Raw genomic sequence first — 21,291 nt, 5'->3', positions numbered from 1 at the left:
TCATCTCCAACCGGGCAGGCGATCCGCCATGCCGTAAGCCTGGCTCCCACGCGAGTCGCCGATCACCGATCGCTATGGGAGTATCTGTTGGCTTAGAAGGGGGTTTGTGGCCGTTGAGACAGAACCCTGGTCGCCGGATCGCCGGTCGGTACCAACTGCAGGAGCCCATCGGCAAGGGCGGTATGGGCATCGTCTGGCGTGCCCACGACGAGCTCCTTGATCGCACGGTGGCGGTCAAGGAGGTGCGTTACAGCAGCGACCTGGGCGAGGAGGTGCAGCTGCTGAACCGCCGCACCATGCGCGAGGCCAGGGCCGCCGCCCGCTTCGAGCATCCCAACGTGATCGTCGTCTACGACGTGATCGAGGAGGACGACCAGCCCTGGATCGTCATGCAGATGGTGCCCTCGCGCTCCCTCGGCACGGTGATCAAGAAGGACGGGCCGCTGCCGTACCGACGGGTCGCCGAGATCGGCCTGGCCGTCCTCGACGCGCTGCACGGCGCGCACGAGGCCGGGGTGCTGCACCGCGACGTCAAGCCGGAGAACGTCCTGCTGGCCGACGACGGCCGCGTCGTGCTCACCGACTTCGGCATCGCCACCCTCGAGACCGAGACCCAGCTCACCATGACGGGGCTGGCGGGCACGCCCGCCTTCATCGCGCCCGAGCGGCTCAAGGGCCTGCCCGCGCGGCGCGAGTCCGACCTGTGGTCGCTAGGCGCCACCCTCTACACCGCCGTCGAGGGCCGCGCGCCGCACGAGCGCGGCATGGTCATGGCGACCATGCACGCCGTCCTCAACGACGAACCCGCGCCGCCCGCCAAGGCCGGCCCGCTGGCCCCGGTCATCCTGGGCCTGCTCGCGATGGAGCCGGAGGACCGGCTGTCGTACGGCGACGCGGCGCGCAGGCTGCGCGACGTGTCCGCCCCTGAACGGCCCGCCGCTCCCCCGCCGACGTTGCGCAAAGTGACGCGCCAGGCACACACTGAAGTGATGCCGGTAGAGGACGACACGCCCACCGACCCGAACCTGCGTCCGGTGCCGCCCGTCCCAGCGCGCTCCGCCGGGGCCTCCCGCGCCCCCGAACCTGCCGGGCTGCCCGAGACAGGCGCCCGCCTGGCCCCCGAGCGCACCGTGGCGGCGGAGCGTCCCGGCAACCGCAAGGTCGGGGCGATCGTGGCCGTGGTCGCCGCCGTGGCGGTCGTGGCGGGTCTGGGAACCTGGCTGGGCATGAAGTCGGCCGGCGACCCCGAGAGCACCGTCACGCCGCAGACCAAGGCCGCGCAGGCCTCCTCCACGCCGTCCTCCTCGCCGAGCGCCTCCCAGCAGGCGAGCGAGAGCCCCAGCGCCCCGCCCACCACGGCCGCCCCCAGCCCCACGCCCTCGGCCTCCACGGAGCCGCCCAAGGCGGCGCTGCCCGACGGCTGGAAGATGTACAAGGACGAGTCGGGCTTCCAGGTCGGCCTGCCCAAGGGGTGGGAGCCGTACAAGCGCGAGGGCGCGCAGGTCTTCTTCCGCGGACCGGGCGCCGCCTCCAACGCGTTCATGGCGATCGACCAGGTCAAGAAGGCCGGTCCCGACCCGGTCGCCGACTGGAAGCGCTCCGACAAGGGCGCCTCGGGCCGGTTCGGCGGCTACAAGCTGGTCGACATCAAGGCCGTCGACTACATGGAGAAGGCCGCGGACTGGGAGTTCACCTGGGTCACCAACTCGGGTAAGACGCGGGTGCTCAACCGCGGATTCGTCACCAAGGGCGGCATGGGCTACTCGATCTACTGGCACAACCTCGACAGCCGGTGGAAGAAGGACTTCCACTTTTTCGAGACATTTGCCGACACGTTCAAGCCGGCCAAGTAGGTAGGCTTCGCTGGTGGACAGGCACGTCGCCAAGAGGTATCGGCTGATCGAGCCCCTCGGCGAGGGCGGGATGGGCATCGTCTGGCGCGCCCACGACGAGCTGCTCGACCGCGTCGTCGCGGTCAAGGAGGTCCGCTACGCCGGGGTCGGCGACCGCCGTCGTGAGGAGCTCAACCGGCGCACCGTCCGCGAGGCCCGCGCCGCCGGACGGCTCGACCATCCGGCGATCGTCGTCGTCCACGACGTCGTCGAGGAGGACGGGCGTCCCTGGATCGTCATGCAGCTGGTGCCCTCGCGCTCGCTGGCCGCCGCGGTCAAGAGGCACGGCCCGCTGCCGGTGCCCCACGTCGCCCGCATCGGCCTGGCCGTCCTGAGCGCCCTGCGCGCCGCCCACGCGGGCGGGGTGCTGCACCGCGACGTCAAGCCGGAGAACGTCCTGCTGGCCGACGACGGCCGCGTCGTGCTCACCGACTTCGGCATCGCCTCCTCCGAGTCCGATCCCGCCATGACGGGCACCGGCCACCTCGTCGGCACGCCCGCCTACATGCCGCCCGAGCGGCTCAACGGGCTGCCCGCGACCCCCGCCTCCGACCTGTGGTCGCTCGGCGCGACCCTGTACACCGCCGCCGAGGGGCGCGCGCCCTTCGGGGGCGACTCGTGGGCCGCCGCCGTCGCCGCGGTGCTGCGCGACAGGCCCGAGCCGCCGCGCCTGGCGGGCCCGCTGGCCCCGGCCATCATGGGGCTGCTGCACGCCGACCCCGCCGCGCGCATGAGCGCCGCGCAGGCCGAGGCGATCCTGCACGCCGCCCAGGCGCAGCACAGCACCGCCGTCTCCTTCGCCGGAGCAGGAGGTGGAGCACTCCCGGGCCAGGCCGTGACGCCCGTGCCCTCCACCCTCCACGGCGCCCCGCGCCGGCGCAGCCCCGTCCTGTGGATCGTTCCCGCTGCCGCCATCGTGGTGGCAGCGGCGGCGGGAGGCGGCTGGTGGTGGCTCAGCGGCACGGGCACCGGCACCGCCACGGGCCCCACCACTAGTCCGACCCCGACGACCAGCCCGAGCACGACCCCCACCCCGAGCACGAGCGCCACCCCCTCGCCCGACCCGGCGGCGCTCCCCCGGGGCTGGCGGCGGGTCGCCTCCGAGGCGGGCGGCTTCTCCATCGGCCTGCCCAAGGGCTGGACCGCCGCCAAGCACCAGACCCGCGCCAGCGTCAACTTCAGCGGCCCCGGCGCCCAGGGCCAGCTCACCGTGGAGTGGACCGAGCACGAGAAGGACTACTCCGACGAGAGCGCCCACTGGCGCGACCTGGAGAGCCAGATCATGGAGCGCGGCGAGTTCAAGGCCTACCGCAGGATCGCCATCCGCGACCTCACCTACCAGGGCGTGCCCGCCGCCGACTGGGAGTTCGTGCGCGAGCGCGGCGGCGTCCAGATCCACGTGATCAACCGCGGCTTCCGCACCGCCGACGGCCGCCCGTTCGCCCTGTACTGGGAGGCGCCGCAATACAGCTGGGCCGCGGACCTGAAGTACTTCACCGCCTTCGCCAGGACCTTCCGCCCGTCGTGAAGGAGCAGGCCAGGTTCTGGCGCCACCCGGCCCTGCCCCGGGTGGACCTGCTCCACGCCCGCTACGTCACCCACCGCTACACCCGTCACACGCACGAGGAGTTCGCGATCGGCGTGATCGTGGGCGGGGTGGAGGAGTTCGCCTGCCGGGGCTCGACCTACAGGGCGGGCACGGGCCAGCTGGTCGTGGTGAGCCCTGAGTACGAGCACACCGGCCACGCGGGCGTTCCCGAGGGCTGGGCCTACCGGATGATGTACCCGCCCGCGGAGACGATCTCCGAGCGCGGCACGCCGTACTTCGCCGACCCGGTGATCGAGGACCCGGCGCTGGCCAGGCTCCTGCTCAGCACGCATGCCGCCGCCGAGCACGGCGACGACCTGGCCGCCTCGACCCTGATGCGCACCTTCGCCGCCGAGCTGGTCTCCCGTCACGCCTCGCCGGGGCCGCCGCGCGAGGCGGCCGCCGGTTCGCAGGAGGTACGGCAGGCGGTGGAGCTGCTGCACGAGCGCCTGGTCGAGCCGCCCTCGCTGGAGGGCCTGGCCGAGGCGGTGCGGTCGGCGCCCTTCCCGCTGCTGCGGGCGTTCAAGGCCGCCACCGGCCTGCCGCCGCACGCCTACCTGACCACGCTGCGGGTGCGCGAGGCCCGGCGCCTGCTGGCGGCGGGCATGCCCGCCGCCAGGGTCGCCACCGAGGTGGGCTTCACCGACCAGGCGCATCTCACGCGGCACTTCAAGCGCATCGTGGGGGTGCCGCCCGCCGCTTACCAGAGGGCCGCAGGAACGTACAAGACGCACTAAATACCCTCAGAGGTATGAAACAGATTTCCACCGCGATCCGCGATGGACTGGGGGTCGGCTTCGCCGTGGGCCTGTCCGGGGTGGCCTTCGGCGCCGCCGCGGTGACCTCCGGCCTGAACGTGGCGCAGGCCTGCGTGCTGAGCCTGCTGGCCTTCACCGGTGCATCGCAGTTCGCCCTGATCGGCGCCGTCGCGGGCGGCGGCGACCTGCTGGCGGCCAGCGCCGGCGCCCTGCTGCTCGGCGGACGCAACACCCTGTACGGCCTGCGCATGGCCGACATGCTGAAGGTGTCGGGCCCCAAGCGGCTGGTGGTCGCCCAGGGCGTGATCGACGAGACCACCGCCGTGGCCATGGCCCAGCCCGACCCTGAGAGCGCCCGGCAGGGCTTCACCACGACCTTCGTGACCCTCTACTTCATGTGGAACCTGACGACGCTGGCCGGGGCGGTGGGCACCGAGTTCCTGGGTGACCCTGCCGCCTTCGGCCTGGACGCCGTGGGCCCCGCGGCCTTCCTGGCGATCCTGTGGCCGCGCCTGGCCGAGAGTCCTGAGCTGCGCTGGCTGGCGCTGGGGGCGGTGGCGATCGCCCTGGCGACCACCCCGCTGCTGCCCGCCGGTGTTCCCGTCCTGTTGTCCGCCGTGGCCGTTCTGGTGGTGATGATGCGATGACTTTGTGGTGGGCGATCATTGTGGTCTGCGTGGGGTGCTACGCGCTGAAGGTGGCGGGCCTGGCGGCGCCGCGCCGGGTGCTCGACCATCCCCGCGTGCGGCGTTTCGCCGAGTTGGTTCCGGTGGCGTTGCTGGCGGCGCTGATCGCGGTGCAGACCTTCACCCAGGACGGCGGGCTGCACTTCGACGTGGCGCGCACCTCGGGGCTGGGCGCCGCGGTGGTGGCGCTGCTGCTGCGCGCACCCTTCCTCGTGATCCTGGCCTCGGCCGCCGTGGTCACCGCGCTTGTGAGGCTGCTTCTCGGGTAGCGCGTCCGGCATGTCCGACAGTGCGGGGATAGTCGGTGGACGATATCGCTTGCTTCGGCCCATCGGGCGTGGCGGCATGGGCAAGGTCTGGCACGCTCACGACGAGGTGCTGGACCGCGACGTGGCGGTCAAGGAGGTGCTGCCTCCCGCCGACCTGACCGAGCAGGATCGCGAGGCCTTCACGCGGCGCACCTTCCGCGAGGCGCGCGCCGCGGGCCGGGTCTCGCATCCCGGCGTCGCCGCCGTCTACGACGTGCTGGAGGAGGGCGACCATCCGTGGATCGTCATGCAGCTGGTGCCCTCCGACACGCTCGGCTCGCTGGCGCCGCTGCCACCGCGCCGGGTGGCCGAGATCGGGTTGCAGGTGCTGGCGGCGCTGCGGGCGGCGCACGCCGCCGGGGTGCTGCACCGTGACGTGAAACCCGACAACGTGCTGCTCACCGAGGGCGGCCGGGCGGTGCTGACCGACTTCGGCATCGCCACCACGCCCGACGACGTCACCGTGACCCGCACGGGGGTCCTGGTGGGCACGCCCGCCTTCATCGCCCCCGAGCGGGCCATGGGCTCCGACGCGACGCCCGCCTCCGACCTGTGGTCGCTGGGCGTCACGCTCTACCAGGCGGTCGAGGGCTGCTCGCCCTTCCAGCGTGACAACCCCCTGGCCACGCTGGGCGCGGTGATACACGCAGAGCCCTCCCCGATGGCCAGGGCGGGGGCGCTGGCGCCGGTCATCACCGGGCTGCTGCGCAAGCACCCGGACGAGCGCATGACCATGGAGGAGACCGAGCAGCGGCTGGCGGCCATCGTCACCGGCGCGCCCGCGGGCCCCACCGGGCCCGTGCCCCCGCCGCCCGACCCGAGACCCGGTCCGAAGCGAAGGGTGATGGCGGTGGCGGCCGCCGCGCTCGCGGTCGCCCTGGTCGCGGGCGGCGCCGCCTGGTTCACCAACCGCGGCACCGCGGGCGAGCGGCCCACCGCCCCGCCCGCCGCCTCCAGCAGCGTCTCGCGGAGCGACGACGAGGTACGGCAGGGCACCCCGAGCCAGCCGTCGGACACCCCCTCGGGTGCCACGCCCGAGCGGATGGGCTCGTCGAACCCCTCGGGCACCCCGACCCGCGACTCGAAGCCCTCGAAGGCCCCAAGCAAGTCGCCCTCGAGCAAACCTTCCGGCAAGCCGTCGTCCTCGGACGAGCCCGAGGAGACCGGCGACGAGCCCGGCCGGGTCGAACCCAGCTCGGCCGAGGGCGACGACGAGGGCTAGGAACCGGGGCTAGGACTCCGCGCTGACGATGTCGAGCGCCCGCTGCAGGTCGTCGGGGTAGGTGGTGGAGAACTCCATCCACTCGCCCGTCGAGGGGTGCTCGAAGCCCAGCTGGACGGCGTGCAGCCATTGCCTGGTCAGGCCGAGCCTGGCGGACAACGTGGGGTCGGCGCCGTAGAGCAGGTCGCCCACGCAGGGGTGACGCAGCGCCGACATGTGCACCCGGATCTGGTGGGTGCGGCCGGTCTCCAGCTTGATGTCGAGCAGGGAGGCGGCGCGGAAGGCCTCGATGGTGTCGTAGTGGGTGACGCTCGGCTTGCCGCCCGCGACCACGGCGAAGCGGCCGTCGCCCGACGGGTGACGGTCGATCGGGGCGTCGACGGTGCCGCGGAACGGGTCGGGGTGCCCCTGGACCAGCGCGTGGTAGCGCTTGTCGACCGTGCGCTCCTTGAAGGCGCGCTTGAGCATGGAGTAGGCGTATTCGCTCTTGGCCACGACCATCGCGCCCGTGGTGTTGGCGTCGAGGCGGTGCACGATGCCCTGGCGCTCGGCGGCGCCGCTGGTGGCGATGGTGTGGCCGGCCCCGAGCAGGCCGCCGATGACGGTCGGTCCCGTCCAGCCGACGGTGGGGTGGGCGGCCACGCCGATCGGCTTGTTGACGACCAGGAGGTCGTCGTCCTCGTAGACGATCGTCATGCCCGGCACCGGCTCGGCGATCGGCATCGGCGTCGTGACGGGCGGCGGGAGGGTGACCTCCAGCCAGGAGCCGCCGTGGACGCGGTCGGACTTGGCCGGTTCCCTGCCGTCGACGGTGACGTCACCCGAGGCGATGAGCTCGGCGGCCTTGGTGCGGGAGAAGCCGAACAGCCGCGACAGGGCGGCGTCGAGGCGCTCGCCTTCGAGGCCGTCGGGGACGGGAAGACTGCGGGTCTCGCTCACTTGCCCGTCTCCCTGGTGCCGTCGATCTGGTAGCCGCGCCAGGCGAGGATCACCGCCAGGATGCCGCCGCACACGATGGAGGCGTCGGCGATGTTCCAGATGGGGAAGTTCTCGATGATGGGCCAGTGGCCGGGGAAGATCTCGATGAAGTCGACCACGTGACCCTGCAGCCCGCCGGGGTGGCGGAACAGGCGGTCGGTGAGGTTGCCCAGCGCCCCGCCCAGCAGCATGCCCAGGCAGATCGCCCAGGGGAGGCTGCGCAGCTTGCGCGCGGTGCGGATGATCGCCACGACCACGGAGGCGGCGATGATCGTGAAGATGATCGTCATCCCGGTGCCGATGCTGAACGCGGCGCCGGAGTTGAAGATCAGCCGGAACTGCAGCACCTCGGGGATGATCACCGTCGGCGGGCCGTACTCCGGCAGGGTCCGCAGGACGATGGTCTTGGTGATCAGGTCGGCGGCGTAGATGCCGAGGGCCAGGCATGCCAGCAGGACGACGAGCTTGCGGCGGGCCCCCGCGACGGGCGCGGGGGCCTCGGCCTCGGAGGCCGGTTCTACCGGCGCTCCTCCCTCTGCTTGCAGGTCACGCACAGCGTCGCCCTCGGGAACGCCTGAAGGCGTTCCTTGCCGATCGGCTTGTGGCACGATTCGCACACTCCATAGGTCCCTGCGTCGATCCTGGCGATCGCACGTTCGTTCTGCGCGACCAGGTCGCGTGCATTCAGGGTAAGGGCGATCTCGCGTTCCCGCTCATAGGTCTTGGCGCCCGCGTCCGCCTGGTCGTCGCCGGCGCCCTTGGTGACGTCGCCGGAGGCGATCTCCGACTCGTGGCGGTGGATGTCGGCGTTGAGCTCGGCCACTTCCTGCGCGAGCGCGGCGCGGACCTCGGCCAGTTCGGCCTCCGACCACATCGACGGTGTGGCGGTCTGCGTGACTGCCGTCATGGCTGCCTCCATGCTGATCAAGGTCCTTAATGGTGCGGGAAGCTTAGGCCGCCGATAACAGATCGGCAAACGACCCGCCGCTGGGATTACCAGGTCCGTACTATCCCGCCCGCGCCGTTCAACTCCTCCCCTGAACCTTCCATTCCCCGCTCTTTGTGATGACTTGCGACTCGGCTCTCACAGCAGCCCCAAAACCGGGAAGCTCCGGGTTCCACTCTGCGTTATGGTGGTGCTCTGCAAGGCGCTGAAGGAGCCCTGTGAGCCATCTCACAGGGGCATCGCTCCCGAGCCGCCGGAAGAACGGCCCCCGGCCCAGTAGAACCGGCAGCAGACAAACGAAGAGGGCTCCCGTCAGGGGGTCAAGAAGGGTGGTACCGCGGGGCTCCGGCCTCGTCCCTTCGGCTGTGCTCACACCGGCTGAAGGAGGCCCCGCCAGAGATGTCCCACTATTTCCGCTCCCTTCCTGCGCAGGTCGACCTGCCCGCGCTCGAGCGTGAGGTCCTGGACCGCTGGCGCGACGGCAAGATCTTCGAACGCTCCATCGAGCAGAACGAAGGCGGCCCCACCTGGGTCTTCTACGACGGCCCTCCCACCGCCAACGGCATCCCCGGCGTCCACCACACCGAGGCCCGCGTCTTCAAGGACCTGTTCCCCCGCTACAAGACGATGCAGGGCTTCAACGTGCCCCGCAAGCCCGGCTGGGACTGCCACGGCCTGCCCGTCGAGGTCGCGGTCGAGAAGGAACTGGGCCTGTCGGGCAAGAAGGACATCGAGACGTACGGCATCGCCGCGTTCAACGAGCGCTGCCGCGAGTCCGTCCTGCGCCACGTCGACGAGTTCGAGACGCTCACCCACCGGCTCGGCCAGTGGATCGACCTGTCCCAGGCCTACAAGACCATGGACCCCTCCTACGTGGAGGCCGTCTGGTGGTCGCTGAAGGTCATCTGGGACAAGGGGCTGCTGTTCCGCGACTTCCGCATCACGCCCTACTGCCCCCGCTGCGGCACCGGCCTGTCCGACCACGAGCTGGGCCAGCCCGGCGGCTACGAGGACGTCACCAGCCCCTCGGTGTTCGTGCGCATGCCCGTCACGGCGGGTCCGCTCGAAGGCGCCTCGCTGCTCATCTGGACCACCACGCCCTGGACCCTCGTCTCCAACACCGCGGTCGCCGTGCACCCCGACGTCACCTACGTGGCGGCGCGGGTGAACGGCGAGACCCTGGTCGTGGCCGAGCCGCTGCTGGCCAAGGTCCTGGGCGAGGAGGGCGTCGAGGTCGTCGGCCGCTACACCGGCCGCGACCTGGAGCGCACGCCGTACAAACGGCCCTTCGACCTGGTCGACATCCCCGACGCCCACTACGTGGTGCTCGGCGACTACGTCACCGTCGAGGACGGCACCGGCCTGGTCCACCAGGCGCCGGCCTTCGGCGCCGACGACATGACCGTCTGCAAGGCGTACGGCATGCCGATCGTCAACCCGGTCGGGCCCGACGGCAAGTTCGTCGACGACGTCCCCATGGTGGGCGGCGTCTTCTTCAAGGACGCCGACGAGGCGCTCACCGCCGACCTGCGGGCGCGCGGCCTGCTGTTCCGCGGCGGCCACTTCGAGCACGCCTACCCCCACTGCTGGCGATGCCACACCCCGCTGCTCTACTACGCGCTCCCCTCCTGGTACATCCGCACCACCGCGGTCAAGGACCAGCTGCTCGCGCAGAACGAGAAGACGGCGTGGTACCCCGACAACGTCAAGTGGGGCCGCTTCGGCGAATGGCTGCGCAACAACGTCGACTGGTCGCTGTCGCGCACCCGCTACTGGGGCACGCCGCTGCCGCTGTGGGTCTGCTCGGCCGACGACTCCCACGTCACGTGCGTGGGGTCGCTGGAGGAGCTCGGGCAATACGCGGGTCAGGATTTGTCCACTTTGGATCCACATCGTCCCTTTGTGGATGACGTGACCTTCCCTTGCCCGTCCTGCGAGGGCACCGCGACGCGCGTGCCCGACGTCATCGACGCCTGGTACGACTCCGGATCCATGCCGTTCGCCCAGTGGGGATCGCGCGGCAAGCCCGAGGGCATGTACCCCGCGCAGTTCATCTGCGAGGGCCTCGACCAGACCCGCGGCTGGTTCTACTCCCTCATGGCCGTCGGCACCCTGGTGTTCGGCGAGTCCTCCTACGAGAACGTGCTCTGCCAGGGCCTGCTCGTCGGCGAGGACGGCCGCAAGATGAGCAAGCACCTGGGCAACGTGCTGGCCCCCATCCCCGTGATGGAGCAGCACGGCGCCGACGCGCTGCGCTGGTTCATGGCGTGCTCCGGCTCGCCCTGGGCGCAGCGGCGCATCGGCCACTCGGTGCTGGAGGAGATCGTCCGCAAGGTCCTGCTGACCTACTGGAACACCGTCTCCTTCTTCACGCTCTACGCCAACGCCGAGTCGTGGTCGCCGTCCATGGCGCTCGAGGCGCCCGCTCCCGCGGACCGCCCGCTGCTCGACCGCTGGGCGCTGGCCGAGCTGCACAAGACCGTGCGCGACGTGACCGAGGCGCTCGACGGCTTCGACACCACCCGCGTGGGACGGCTGCTCAGCGACTTCCTCGACGACCTGTCGAACTGGTACGTCCGGCGTTCGCGCCGCCGCTTCTGGTCGGGCGACGTGTCGGGCTTCGCCACGCTCCACGAGTGCCTGGAGACCGTCACGCGGCTCATGGCGCCCATCACGCCGTTCCTCACCGACTACGTGTGGGACGTGCTGCGCGGCGTCGACGCCGCCCCGTCGGTGCACCTGACCGACTGGCCCGCGGTGAACCAGGCGCTGCTCGACCCGGCGCTGTCGGAGCAGATGGCGCTGGTGCGCCGCCTGGTGGAGCTCGGCCGCTCGGCCCGCGCCTCCTCCGGCGTCAAGACCCGCCAGCCGCTCGGCCGCGCCCTGGTGTCGGCTCCCGGCTGGTCGGCGATGCCGCAGTCGCTGCGCGAGCTCATCTCCGACGAGCTCAACGTCCAGGAGCTGCACGACCTGTCCGGCTACGACGCCGACCTGGTCTCCTTCACCGTGAAGCCGAACTTCCGCGCCCTGGGCAAGCGGTTCGGCTCGCAGACCAAGCTCGTCGCCTCGGCCGTCACCGCGGCCGATCCCGCCGCGCTGGCGGGCGCCCTGCGCTCGGGCTCGCCGGTCACGATCGAGGTCGAGGAGCTCGGCACCGTCACGCTGGAGGCCGACGACGTCATCGTCACCGAGCAGCCGAAGGCGGGCTGGGCGGTCGAGACGGGCGCCATCGGCACGGGCACCGGCGAGACCGTCGCGCTCGACCTGGCCATCACCGACGAGCTGCGCCGGGCCGGGCTGCTGCGCGAGGTCATCCGGCTGGTGCAGGACGCCCGCAAGTCGACCGGGCTGTCCATCACCGACCGGATCGAGCTGTGGTGGAGCTCCTCGTCCGAGGATCTGGCGGCCGCGCTGCGGTCGTCGGGTCAGACGGTCGCCGACGAGGTGCTGGCGTCGTCGCTGACGGAGGGGGCGGCTCCGGCCGAGCTGCCGGCGCACGGCGAGCCCGACCTGGGGCTCACCTTCCAGCTGCGCCGCGCGTAGCCGTACGACGAAAAGGTGGCCGGTCCCGTGGAGGGACCGGCCACCTTTCGTGTGTGGTGCGTACGGCGGGCCGCCGTCGCGTGGTGTGTCAGCCGACGCTCTCGCGCTCGTGCTGGCACACGGAGCAGGAGGTCAGCCCGGCCGCCTCGGCCGCGGCGGCGGTCATGCTCTCGACGCCGCTGTCGCCGGCGCCCTTGACGAGCGGGCAGGTGGCGCTGTGGAAGCGGCGCGTGCCGACGATGACCTTCACGGTGCCGGAACGGTCACCCTCGTCCTCGGCCCTGACGACCGGCACGGGGCCGGTGTCGTCGTCGCCACGGGGCGCTTCCGCCTCGCCGGACGCGGTCTCGCCCGCCTCGGCGCGGGAGGCCGGGGCGTCGCCCGCCGGGGGCGGTGCGGGGCTCTCCTCGGCCGCGTTCACCGGCTCGACGTCGCTCGCCACGCCAGTGGACGCGCCGGTGGACGCGTCACCGGCGGGCCGGTCGTCCTCCGTACGCTTCGGGCCTTCAGGAGCCCCGGAGGCGGCCTCTCCGCTCGCGGGGTTCTCAGGCTCCGCGGTGTGGCTCGCGGCGCTCTCAGAAGACGCCTCAGCCCGCTCCGCGGCGTAAGGGTTGACGCGGGTGCCCGCGCTCTCGGACTCCTCACGCGTGAACCAACCGCCCGACGCCTCGGGCTTCGGTGAGCCGGGCGTCTGCGCGGGTGACGATGCCGAGCCGGTCAGGTCACCGGGCCGCGGCACTCGCAGCTCGCGGGTGGGACCGGCCATGCGCGGGTCGTCGCTCCCGGAAGCGGGCGCGGCATCGGCAGCCGAAGACGCGGGCGACGCGGCACCGGACGGCGTGACGCTGGAGGGCGTGGCGCCCGGGGGCGTGCCACCGGACGACGAGGCAGGCGCGGCACCGGACGGCGCAGCGCCAGTCGCGGGCGTGCCAGAAAAAGCAGCGCCGGTCGAAGCCAACCCGGTCGAAGGCGCATCGAACGAGGTCGTGCCAGGCGAGCCCGTGCCAGACGACGCGGAACCGGTCGAGGCGGACCCGGTCGAGGCGGACCCAGACGAAGCAGACCCGGTCGAGGCGGACCCGGACGAAGCGGCCCCTGGCGACGTCGCGCCGGAGGGCGTGACACCTGGGCGTGGGGTGCCGGGGTGAGCACTGGGTGGGGCGCCGCCGGAGGCGGGGAGCCCGATGCTCGGGGAGGCCGACGTCGTGCCGGTCTCCGTGGGGTCGACGGGCGGCAGTTGCCGGCCGCCGAGAGCCGCGTCGGGAAGGCAGCTGGTGCAGGGCGAGAAGCCCTCCTCCCGTGCCTCCTCGTAGGTCAGCTCCTCGTTATCCCGTCCGATGAGCTGCCTGCAGCCGGCCACGTGGTAGCGCTTGCGTCCGGGGATGACCAGGACGAGCGCGTCTGGGGAGATCCCGCCTGCCGCGGGGCGGCTGAGCGGGCGTCCCGGGGGAACCGGGTGCGGGCGAGGCAGCGTGGGGGGCGCCCCCATCGGCTGGGCCTGGAGGACAGGCGTCCGAGGGGGGACGGCCTGCGGCTGTCCGACGTGAGCGTGGGGGGCGGTGACGGCGGAAGGCTGGGCCGCCTTCTGGCCGGGCTCCACGGGAGCTCCGGCCTTGCGTCCGCCCGGGAACAGCTCATGACGCCGCAGGTACGCTCCGATCACGAGGAAGAGCGCGGAAAGCACGCACACCACGATCGACCACATGATCAGGAACGGCTTGGTCAGGACGAAGCCCGCGATCAGCAAAACGATGGCCGCGAGCACCAGTCCAGCACTGATGAGGATCACAGGGGGGCCTGTCTGGAGCTGTTACCTGCGGTCGTTGTGCGGGCCGTCGGCGCCGGGGAAGCCGCCCTGGTGCTGCGGCGCCTCACCGCCGAAGGGAGCCTGACCGCCGGGCAGGGGCTGGGGACCACCCTGGGGGATGGCGTGAGCCATCGCGGGGGCGCCACCGGACGGGCCGCCGGAGATCGCACCGAAGCCGCCGCTGCCGCCGACCTCGCCGCCTGCGCTGAGCTCCTGCAACTGGTTCTCGAGGTAGAGCTTGAGTCGGCTGCGGTATTCGCGCTCGAAGCTGCGCAGCTCCTCGACCTTGCGCTCGAGCTCGTCGCGGGTCTGGACGAGGGAGCCCATGGCCTGGCGGTGACGCTCCTGGGCGTCGCGCTCGAGCGTCTCGGCGCGGGCACGGGCGTCGCCGATGACCTGCTCGGCCTGGCGGCGCGCCTTGGTCAGGATGTCGTCGGCCTCGCGGCGGGCGCGGGTGACGGTCTCGTCGGCCTCGCGGCGGGCGTCGGCGATCGCCTGGTCGGCGGTCTGCTGAGCCAGCGCGAGAACGCGGGCCGCGGTGTCCATGTTGTCCTCGGCGGGCGGCATGCCCATGCCGACGGGCTGCGGCTGCTGCTGCGGCTGGTGCGGCTGGTGCATCGGCTCCGGCTTCGGCGGCTCCGGCTGCTGCATCGGCATCGGCGGCGCCATCATCGGCTGCTGCTCCGGCGCGTGCTGCACCGGGGCGGAGGCCATGGGCATCTGCATGCCCCCGGGCACCTTCCCACGCAGGCACTCGGCCAGCTTGGCGCGAAGCTCCTCGTTCTCCTGGATCAGGCGGTCAAGCTCAGCCTCGACTTCGTCGAGAAAGGCATCCACCTCTTCCTCGTCGTAGCCCGGCCGCAGCCGGGTCGTACTGAACTGCTTGTTCCGCACATCAGCGGGCGTCAGCGGCATCTTTTTGGTCTCCTTGGCGCGCTTTGAAGGTCTGTCCCTTCCCAGCGGGACAGGCCGTGCGAATCACTTCAGCGCGGACACGAGTCGGATCTTGACCGGGACGTCACAGCCTGCCCAGTGACCCAACGAGTTGGATCAATATCAGGACCACGATGAACAGCACTGTGAAGCTTAGGTCAAAGGCCACCGTACCCAACCTGAGGGGAGGAATGAAACGGCGGAGGAACTTGAGAGGCGGGTCAGTCGCGGTGTAGGTGGCTTCTGCGAGGACCAGAACGACCCCCGAAGGCCGCCACGAACGGGCGAACGCCTGCACGGTCTCGAAGATCATCCGCCCGATGAGCAGCACCAGATAGAGGGAAAGGACTACGACCAAGATCTGACTCACGATCGCCACGGGTCGGCCGCGCCTCCTCCATCGAGCTGCCCTCTGGTCGAGGGTGATGACATACAGAGACTCTAACTCTGGTTGAAGAATCCGCGTTCCGCGATTCGGGCCTTGTCCTCGGCGGTCACCTCGACATTGGCAGGGGACAACAGGAACACCTTGTTGGTAACACGTTCAATCGTGCCATGTAGGCCAAAGACCAGACCTGCTGCGAAATCAACCAGCCGCTTTGCGTCGGAGTCGACCATTTCGGTCAGGTTCATGATGACCGGGGTGCCCTCGCGGAAGTGCTCACCGATGGTCCGGGCCTCGTTGTAGGTGCGCGGGTGGAGGGTGGTGATGCGCGCCAGATCGGTCGTACGGCGCTCCAGGACGGTCGTGGCGGGCCTGGGAGCGGGGACCCCAGCCTGGGAGTCCTCCTCCGGCTCCTGCGTGACCACCGCCCGATCCTCGCCGGTTCGGGACGGCTCGTCCTCATAGCCGTACTCGTAGGTTTCGTACCTCTCGTAGCGGTCGTCTTCGACGAGACCGAGGTAGACCGCCATCTTGCGCATCGCGCCGGCCATCGTTCCGTCGTCCTCCTGCTGTCGGTCCAGAGGCGGTGTTAGGGGCCCTGGTCCGCTCGGGACCACTCCCCAGCCTTACCCCCCTTGGAGCCCACCGCTTGTGCGGGCCACCCGGCCCGCGTGAAGGGACATTACCTGACGAAGGGCCTGCGACGGCCGAGCAACGCCGTACCAACCCGCACGTGTGTCGCACCATGTGCCACAGCTTGGGACAAATCCCCGCTCATCCCGGCCGAGACCGTGGTGGCGGCGGGATGGGCTTTCCTGACGGCCCGCGCCACCTCGGCGAGCCGGGCGAAGGCCGGGCCCGGATCCTCGTCCAGCGGCGCCACGGCCATGATGCCGTCGAGCCTCAGCCCTTCGGCCTCCTCGACGAGCGCCGCCAGATCGAGCACGCCGTCCGGCCGTACTCCTCCGCGCGCCCCCGGGCCGTCGGCCGGGCCCTCGGAGGGGTCGAGGTCCACCTGGATCAGGCAGCCGATCTCCCTGCCGGCCCGCACCGCTTCGCGACCCAGCGCGGAGACCAGGCGCGGGCGGTCGACCGAGTGCACCACGTCGGCGTATCCGGCGACCGAGCGCACCTTGTTGGTCTGCAACTGACCGATGAAATGCCAGGTCAGCGGCAGCTCGGCGCATTCACGCGCCTTGGCGGCCGCCTCCTGGTCGCGGTTCTCCCCCACATCGCCCACCCCGAGGCCGGACAGGATCCGGACATCGGCGGCGGGATAGGTCTTCGTCACCGCGATCAGGGTGATCTCGGAACGGGCGCGGCCCGCCTCGCGGCAGGCCTGCTCGATCCGTTCCTCCACCGCCGCCAGGTTGGCGGCGATCTCGTCGCGGCGGCTCAGATCACTTGAGGAAGTCGGGGACGTCAAGCTCTTCTTCCTGCTCCTCGAACACCACCGGCCGCCGCTTGCCCGGCTCGTTCAGCCGCGAGGTGATGGGCGTGGGCGCGTTGGCGGGCTCGGGCGCCGGCTTCGGGATGGAGACCGGAGCGGCGGGCGTCTCGGCGGCCGGCTCGGCGGCCGGCGCGGACGACTGGGGAGCGGGCTGCGGAGCGGGCTGGGGCGCGGGGGCCGGGGTCACGCTCTCGACCGGGCGCACCGGCTCGGAACGCACCGGCTCGGGACGCGGGGCCTGGTACTCCTGGCGAGCGGGAGCGGGCTCGGGCCGCGAGGCCTGGTAGTCGGCGCGCGACTCGGGACGCTGCGTCGGGTAGTCGGGGCGCGGCTGGTACTCGGTGCGGGCCGGCTCGCTGCGGTAGTCGGGACGCTCCGAGCGCACGGGCTCGGGGCGCGTCGGCTCCGGACGCGGCGGCTCGGCCTTCACGGTCGGGCGCACCGGCGCGGCGGCGGCAGGACGGGCCTGCGGCTTGGGCGCCTCCTTGGGCAGCGGCTTGACCTCGTCGAAGCCGGCGGCGATGACGGTGACGCGCACCTCGTCGCCCAGGGCGTCGTCGATGACCGTGCCGAAGATGATGTTGGCGTCGGGCGCGGCCGCGTTGGATACCAACTGCGCCGCCTCGTTGATCTCGAACAGGCCCAGGTCGGAGCCGCCCGCGATCGACAGCAGCACGCCGTGGGCGCCGTCGATGGAGGCCTCCAGCAGCGGGCTGGAGACGGCCATCTCGGCGGCCGCCACGGATCGGTCGTCACCGCGCGCATGCCCTATTCCCATCAGCGCCGACCCCGCGCCCGACATGACCGACTTGACGTCGGCGAAGTCGAGGTTGATCAGGCCGGGCGTGGTGATCAGGTCGGTGATGCCCTGGACACCGGACAGCAGCACCTGGTCGGCCGCCTTGAAGGCGTCGAGGACGCTGACCTGCCGGTCGGAGATCGACAGCAGCCGGTCGTTCGGGATCACGATCAAGGTGTCGACTTCGTCGCGCAGCGTCTCTATGCCGGCCTCGGCCTGCATGGCCCTGCGACGGCCCTCGAAGCTGAAGGGCCTGGTGACCACACCGATCGTCAGCGCGCCCAGCGAGCGCGCGATGTTGGCCACGACGGGCGCGCCGCCCGTGCCGGTGCCGCCACCCTCGCCCGCCGTGACGAAGACCATGTCGGCCCCCTTGAGGACCTCCTCGATCTCCTCACGGTGGTCTTCGGCCGCCTTGCGGCCCACTTCCGGGTTGGCCCCGGCGCCCAGGCCGCGGGTCAGTTCGCGACCCACGTCCAGCTTGACATCGGCGTCACTCATCAGCAGCGCCTGGGCGTCGGTATTGATGGCGATGAACTCGACGCCCTTGAGTCCCTCCTCGATCATCCGGTTAACGGCGTTCACTCCGCCGCCGCCAATGCCGACGACCTTGATGACCGCGAGGTAGTTCTGCGGTGCTGCCACGACGAGGGGCCTTTCCGCTCGTTGACTTGCTATTTCGGGTGCGGAATGATTTCCGCGGGTCAAACTCTCAACCTCAAGTTGAGATTCAGATTTATGTCAACCTGAGGGTCGATACGGACAGTAGGGGGGACCTCCGGGCGGGTCAACTAACCCCGCCGCAAGCGCCCTCGGCGTGTCGCGCACGGTCCGCCTGTCCTATTTCACCGTCACGACATCCGGCGAGCTCACGTCGTAGATCCTGGCCTTCTTGGCCAGGAGCGTGCTGAGCACCCGGACCTTGGCCTCTGCCTGGTCGGGAGCGCCCCAGACCACCTGACGCCCGTCGGCGAGCAGGAGCGAGACGCCGTCGGCGGAGGTCGCCCTGATCTGGTCGACCTGCCGCGCCAGATCCGGCGGGAGCGAGTTGACCACCAGCAGGGCGGCGCGTGTCGCCGGATCCGCCGGCCCCGGCCGGTCGAGCTTGAGCACCGGAAGCCGCGGCGGGGCGACGTCTCGGATCTCCGTCACCACGCCCTCGCGGTCGATCAGCGCGGCCTTGCCGTTGACCGGGACGACCGCCACGGGCTCCCGCTCGACCACCTCGATCGTCAGCGTGCTGGGCCAGGACCGGCTCACCTCGACGGCGGCGAGCTTGCGGATCTCCATGACCCTGCCCTCCACCCCCGCCAGGTCGACCGTGGCCAGCGGCTGCAGCCCGGGCACGGCGGCGCGGCGCCTGATCTCGTCGGTGGCGACTGTGAGATTCCCCACGATCGCCACCGAGCGCACACCCAGCACCGGCGAGCCGAAGACCAGCCATGCCGCGCTGCCCACCACGCATGCGGTCAGCAGCACGATCAGCAGCGTGCGCGCTCTCACCCGGCGACCCCCTCCACGCGGCGGGCCACCCGGTCAGGCGCCCAGTTCCCGCACGATCAGCGGGCCCAGCTCCGTGACGTCACCCGCGCCCATGGTCAGCACGATGTCACCCGGCCGGGCCAGATCGGCCACGACACGCGGCACCGCCGTCTTGTCGGGCACGTAGGTGACGCGCTCGTGCGGGATGCGCGAGGCGACCATGGCGCCGGACACGCCGGGCTCGGGGTCTTCGCGCGCGCCGTACACGTCGAGCACGACCGCCTGGTCGGCCAGGCCGAGCGCGGCGCCGAACTCGTCGGCGAAGAAGCGGGTGCGGGAGTACAGGTGCGGCTGGAAGATCGCGATGACGCGGCCGTCGCCGGAGTAGGAGGCGACCACGTCGCGCGCGGCCCGCAGGTCGGTGGCGAGCTCGGTCGGGTGGTGGGCGTAGCTGTCGAAGACGGCCACGCCGCCCGCCTCGCCCTTGGCCTCCATGCGGCGCTTGGCCCCGGTGAAGGCCGCCAGGCCCGCCTTGACGTCGTCGAAGGGCCGGCCCAGGGCCTCGGCCACGGCGATGACCGCGGTGGCGTTGAGCGCGTTGTGGGCGCCGGGTACGGCGAGGCGGACCTCGCCCCTGCCCTTGACCGTGAAGACCACGCCGAAGCCGTCGGGGCGCACCTCGCCCACCTGGTAGTCGGCGCCCTCCGCGACGCCGTACGTCACCACGCGCGCCGCGGTGCGCGAAGCCAGCGCCATCGCGCCCGGGTCGTCGGCGCACAGCACCAGGACCTCGCCGACGCGCTGGGCGAAGCGGTCGAAGCTCGCCCGGTAGGCGCGCTCGTCGCCGTAGTTGTCGAGGTGGTCGGGCTCCACGTTGGTCACCACGGCGATCTCCGGGGCCAGCATCAGGAAGGAGCCGTCGCTCTCGTCGGCCTCGGCCACGAAGACCCCGCCGCTCCCCTCGTCGGCGCCCAGGCCGGTGGTGACCAGCTGGCCGCCCACGCAGTAGGACGGGTCGGCGCCGCACTTCTGCAGCGCCACGGTGAGCATCGAGGTCGTGGTGGTCTTGCCGTGCGTGCCCGCGACCGCCACGCCGGTGCGCCCGGCCATGACCGAGGCGAGCGCGGCGGCGCGCGGGATGACCCGCAGCCCCTGCTTGAGCGCCTCGCCCAGCTCGGGGTTGGAGTCGCGGATGGCGGTGGAGACGACGACGGTGTCGATGTCCTTGATGTGGGAGGCGGCGTGGCCGATGTGCACGACCGCGCCGAGCTCACGCAGCTCGGTGACCATGTCGGAGCCGCGCGCGTCGCTGCCGGAGACCTTCACGCCCCGCTTGAGCAGGATGCGGGCGATGCCGGACATGCCGGCGCCGCCGATGCCGATGAAGTGCACCCGCCCGAGCTCCTCGGCCGCCACGGGATCCACCAGTTTCACCAGACTCATAGAGAGAGCACCTTCCTGGCCAGGACGACGTCGGCGTCCTTGCGTCCCAGGGCCGAGGCGGCCTCCGACATGGCGGCGACCCTGTTGGGGTCGCGAAGGATGGGCAGCACGTTCTGGATGATCCAATCAGGTGTCAGGTCGGAATCGTCGATCATGAGGCCCCCGCCGCCCCGCTCGATCGTCGCCGCGTTGATGCGCTGCTCGCCGTTGCCGATGGGCAGCGGCACGTAGGCGGCGGGCAGCCCCACCGCGGTCAGCTCGGCGCAGGTCAGCGCCCCGGCACGGCACAGGGCCAGGTCGGCGGCGGCGTAGGCCAGCTCCATGCGGTCGACGTAGGGCAGCACGACGTACTGCGGGTCGCCGGGCGGCGGCTCCTCGTCGAGGGTGTTCTTGGGGCCGAGCATGTGGAGCACCTGCACGCCCGCCCTGCGCAGCGTGGGCGCGGCGGCCAGCGCGGCGTGGTTGAGCGAGCGGGCGCCCTGGGAGCCGCCGAAGACCAGCAGGGTCGGCCGGTCGGTCTGCAGGCCGAACCAGGAGCGGGCTTTGTCGCCCATGGAGAAACGCTCCAAAGAGGCGATCTCGCGGCGCAGCGGGGTGCCGATGTAGTCGGCCTTGGGCAGCGAGCACTCGGGGTGGCCGCTGAAGATGTGCGCGGCGTAGCGCGCTCCCAGCCGGTTGGCCAGCCCGGGCCTGGGGTTGGCCTCGTGCACGATGATCGGGATGCCGCGCCGCTTGGCGGCGAGGTAGGCGGGGGCGGCCACGTAGCCGCCGAACCCGACCAGCACGTCGGCCTGCACCTTGTCGAGCACCGCGGCGGCGGCGTTGATCGCGCCCGACAGGCGGCCCGGCATGCTGAGCAGCGCCGGGGTCAGCGTGCGCGGCAGCGGCACCGCGGGGATGAGCTGCAGGTCGTAGCCGCGTGCGGGAACCAGCCTGGTCTCCAGGCCTCGCTCGGTGCCGAGGCATGTGATCGAGCTCGACGGGTCGAGCCTGCGCATGGCCTCGGCCAGGGCGAGCGCGGGCTCGATATGGCCGGCCGTACCGCCGCCCGCGAGCACCACCCTCATGTGG

General features: G+C 71.6%; 20 protein-coding genes. 8 read left to right on the top strand and 12 right to left on the bottom strand.

Annotation, left to right across the window (positions count from 1 at the left end; genetic code table 11):
- Positions 1 to 74: 74 nt before the first annotated feature.
- The 6 genes from ACIBH1_RS09095 to ACIBH1_RS09070 are packed head-to-tail and all read left to right on the top strand — an operon-like array spanning position 75 to position 6,454.
- Positions 75 to 1,853, top strand: a complete 1,779-nt coding sequence (locus ACIBH1_RS09095; protein ID WP_397313076.1) for a protein kinase — start codon at positions 75 to 77, stop codon at positions 1,851 to 1,853.
- A 13-nt stretch (positions 1,854 to 1,866) separates the two neighbouring features.
- Positions 1,867 to 3,420 carry a serine/threonine-protein kinase gene (locus ACIBH1_RS09090; RefSeq protein ID WP_397313075.1) on the top strand — a complete coding sequence of 518 codons (1,554 nt, stop codon included), beginning with the start codon at positions 1,867 to 1,869 and terminating at the stop codon, positions 3,418 to 3,420.
- Positions 3,417 to 4,217 (top strand): AraC family ligand binding domain-containing protein, encoded by an 801-nt coding sequence (locus ACIBH1_RS09085; protein ID WP_397313074.1) that lies wholly within the window; start codon positions 3,417 to 3,419, stop codon positions 4,215 to 4,217. The genes ACIBH1_RS09090 and ACIBH1_RS09085 overlap by 4 nt, the downstream gene beginning before the upstream one ends.
- Before the next feature lie 14 nt (positions 4,218 to 4,231).
- Positions 4,232 to 4,885, top strand: a complete 654-nt coding sequence (locus ACIBH1_RS09080; protein WP_397313073.1) for an AzlC family ABC transporter permease — start codon at positions 4,232 to 4,234, stop codon at positions 4,883 to 4,885.
- Positions 4,882 to 5,193 (top strand): AzlD domain-containing protein, encoded by a 312-nt coding sequence (locus ACIBH1_RS09075; RefSeq protein ID WP_397313072.1) that lies wholly within the window; start codon positions 4,882 to 4,884, stop codon positions 5,191 to 5,193. Before ACIBH1_RS09080 ends, ACIBH1_RS09075 begins: the two co-directional genes overlap by 4 nt.
- A 49-nt stretch (positions 5,194 to 5,242) precedes the next feature.
- Positions 5,243 to 6,454, top strand: a complete 1,212-nt coding sequence (locus tag ACIBH1_RS09070) for a serine/threonine-protein kinase (protein WP_397313071.1) — start codon at positions 5,243 to 5,245, stop codon at positions 6,452 to 6,454.
- Positions 6,455 to 6,463: 9 nt separating this feature from the next.
- Here ACIBH1_RS09070 and ACIBH1_RS09065 read toward each other — a convergent pair whose 3' ends face one another.
- The 3 genes from ACIBH1_RS09065 to ACIBH1_RS09055 are packed head-to-tail and all read right to left on the bottom strand — an operon-like array spanning position 6,464 to position 8,339.
- Positions 6,464 to 7,393, bottom strand: a complete 930-nt coding sequence (locus tag ACIBH1_RS09065) for an RluA family pseudouridine synthase (RefSeq protein WP_397313070.1) — start codon at positions 7,391 to 7,393, stop codon at positions 6,464 to 6,466.
- Positions 7,390 to 7,986: a signal peptidase II gene (lspA, locus tag ACIBH1_RS09060; protein ID WP_397313069.1), complete on the bottom strand. Its 597-nt coding sequence runs from the start codon at positions 7,984 to 7,986 to the stop codon at positions 7,390 to 7,392. The genes ACIBH1_RS09065 and lspA overlap by 4 nt, the downstream gene beginning before the upstream one ends.
- Complete coding sequence (locus ACIBH1_RS09055) at positions 7,950 to 8,339, bottom strand: TraR/DksA family transcriptional regulator (protein ID WP_397313068.1); 390 nt, start codon at positions 8,337 to 8,339, stop codon at positions 7,950 to 7,952. Before ACIBH1_RS09055 ends, lspA begins: the two co-directional genes overlap by 37 nt.
- Positions 8,340 to 8,777: 438 nt before the next feature.
- Between ACIBH1_RS09055 and ileS the strand changes: the two genes are divergently transcribed.
- Positions 8,778 to 11,921, top strand: a complete 3,144-nt coding sequence (ileS, locus tag ACIBH1_RS09050; RefSeq protein WP_397313067.1) for an isoleucine--tRNA ligase — start codon at positions 8,778 to 8,780, stop codon at positions 11,919 to 11,921.
- Positions 11,922 to 12,009: 88 nt separating this feature from the next.
- Here the strand turns inward: ileS and ACIBH1_RS09045 are convergent, their stop codons facing one another.
- Positions 12,010 to 12,687, bottom strand: coding sequence for a hypothetical protein (locus tag ACIBH1_RS09045; protein ID WP_397313066.1), 678 nt, complete (start codon positions 12,685 to 12,687; stop codon positions 12,010 to 12,012).
- On the opposite strand from ACIBH1_RS09045, the gene ACIBH1_RS09040 reads away from it, so the two are divergent.
- Positions 12,686 to 13,069 carry a hypothetical protein gene (locus ACIBH1_RS09040; RefSeq protein WP_397313065.1) on the top strand — a complete coding sequence of 128 codons (384 nt, stop codon included), beginning with the start codon at positions 12,686 to 12,688 and terminating at the stop codon, positions 13,067 to 13,069. The genes ACIBH1_RS09045 and ACIBH1_RS09040 overlap by 2 nt on opposite strands.
- Before the next feature lie 662 nt (positions 13,070 to 13,731).
- Here ACIBH1_RS09040 and ACIBH1_RS09035 read toward each other — a convergent pair.
- The 8 genes from ACIBH1_RS09035 to murG all read right to left on the bottom strand — a co-directional run bounded on the left by ACIBH1_RS09035 (position 13,732) and on the right by murG (position 21,287).
- Positions 13,732 to 14,643: a DivIVA domain-containing protein gene (locus ACIBH1_RS09035; protein WP_397313064.1), complete on the bottom strand. Its 912-nt coding sequence runs from the start codon at positions 14,641 to 14,643 to the stop codon at positions 13,732 to 13,734.
- 103 nt (positions 14,644 to 14,746) lie between these two features.
- Positions 14,747 to 15,040, bottom strand: coding sequence for a YggT family protein (locus ACIBH1_RS09030; protein WP_181608460.1), 294 nt, complete (start codon positions 15,038 to 15,040; stop codon positions 14,747 to 14,749).
- A 62-nt stretch (positions 15,041 to 15,102) separates the two neighbouring features.
- Positions 15,103 to 15,597, bottom strand: coding sequence for a cell division protein SepF (locus ACIBH1_RS09025; RefSeq protein WP_181608459.1), 495 nt, complete (start codon positions 15,595 to 15,597; stop codon positions 15,103 to 15,105).
- A gap of 131 nt (positions 15,598 to 15,728) precedes the next feature.
- Complete coding sequence (locus ACIBH1_RS09020; RefSeq protein ID WP_397313063.1) at positions 15,729 to 16,472, bottom strand: YggS family pyridoxal phosphate-dependent enzyme; 744 nt, start codon at positions 16,470 to 16,472, stop codon at positions 15,729 to 15,731.
- Entirely contained in the window at positions 16,447 to 17,940 is a 1,494-nt protein-coding gene (gene ftsZ, locus ACIBH1_RS09015; protein WP_397313062.1) for a cell division protein FtsZ, read from the bottom strand. The genes ACIBH1_RS09020 and ftsZ overlap by 26 nt, the downstream gene beginning before the upstream one ends.
- A 195-nt stretch (positions 17,941 to 18,135) precedes the next feature.
- Positions 18,136 to 18,798, bottom strand: a complete 663-nt coding sequence (locus ACIBH1_RS09010; protein ID WP_397313060.1) for a cell division protein FtsQ/DivIB — start codon at positions 18,796 to 18,798, stop codon at positions 18,136 to 18,138.
- Positions 18,799 to 18,831: 33 nt separating this feature from the next.
- Complete coding sequence (gene murC / locus ACIBH1_RS09005; RefSeq protein WP_397313059.1) at positions 18,832 to 20,220, bottom strand: UDP-N-acetylmuramate--L-alanine ligase; 1,389 nt, start codon at positions 20,218 to 20,220, stop codon at positions 18,832 to 18,834.
- Positions 20,217 to 21,287, bottom strand: coding sequence for an undecaprenyldiphospho-muramoylpentapeptide beta-N-acetylglucosaminyltransferase (gene murG / locus ACIBH1_RS09000; protein ID WP_397313058.1), 1,071 nt, complete (start codon positions 21,285 to 21,287; stop codon positions 20,217 to 20,219). Before murG ends, murC begins: the two co-directional genes overlap by 4 nt.
- Positions 21,288 to 21,291: the final 4 nt, after the last annotated feature.

The organism is Nonomuraea sp. NPDC050663, assembly GCF_044456985.1.
GTDB lineage: Bacteria > Actinomycetota > Actinomycetes > Streptosporangiales > Streptosporangiaceae > Nonomuraea.
Note: the sequence above shows the minus strand (reverse complement) of the source record. Positions and strands in the feature narration are given on the sequence as shown.

Bases quoted from the DNA above. Each gene is read 5' to 3' on its own strand.
- ACIBH1_RS09095 (WP_397313076.1), top strand. From the start codon at position 75: ATGGGAGTATCTGTTGGCTTAGAAGGGGGTTTGTGGCCGTTGAGACAG.
- ACIBH1_RS09080 (WP_397313073.1), top strand. From the start codon at position 4,232: ATGAAACAGATTTCCACCGCGATCCGCGATGGACTGGGGGTCGGCTTC.
- ACIBH1_RS09075 (WP_397313072.1), top strand. From the start codon at position 4,882: ATGACTTTGTGGTGGGCGATCATTGTGGTCTGCGTGGGGTGCTACGCG.
- ACIBH1_RS09055 (WP_397313068.1), bottom strand. From the start codon at position 8,339: ATGACGGCAGTCACGCAGACCGCCACACCGTCGATGTGGTCGGAGGCC.
- ileS (WP_397313067.1), top strand. From the start codon at position 8,778: ATGTCCCACTATTTCCGCTCCCTTCCTGCGCAGGTCGACCTGCCCGCG.
- ACIBH1_RS09040 (WP_397313065.1), top strand. From the start codon at position 12,686: ATGCGCGGGTCGTCGCTCCCGGAAGCGGGCGCGGCATCGGCAGCCGAA.
- ACIBH1_RS09045 (WP_397313066.1), bottom strand. From the start codon at position 12,687: ATGGCCGGTCCCACCCGCGAGCTGCGAGTGCCGCGGCCCGGTGACCTG.
- ACIBH1_RS09035 (WP_397313064.1), bottom strand. From the start codon at position 14,643: ATGCCGCTGACGCCCGCTGATGTGCGGAACAAGCAGTTCAGTACGACC.
- ACIBH1_RS09025 (WP_181608459.1), bottom strand. From the start codon at position 15,597: ATGGCCGGCGCGATGCGCAAGATGGCGGTCTACCTCGGTCTCGTCGAA.
- murC (WP_397313059.1), bottom strand. From the start codon at position 20,220: ATGAGTCTGGTGAAACTGGTGGATCCCGTGGCGGCCGAGGAGCTCGGG.
- murG (WP_397313058.1), bottom strand. From the start codon at position 21,287: ATGAGGGTGGTGCTCGCGGGCGGCGGTACGGCCGGCCATATCGAGCCC.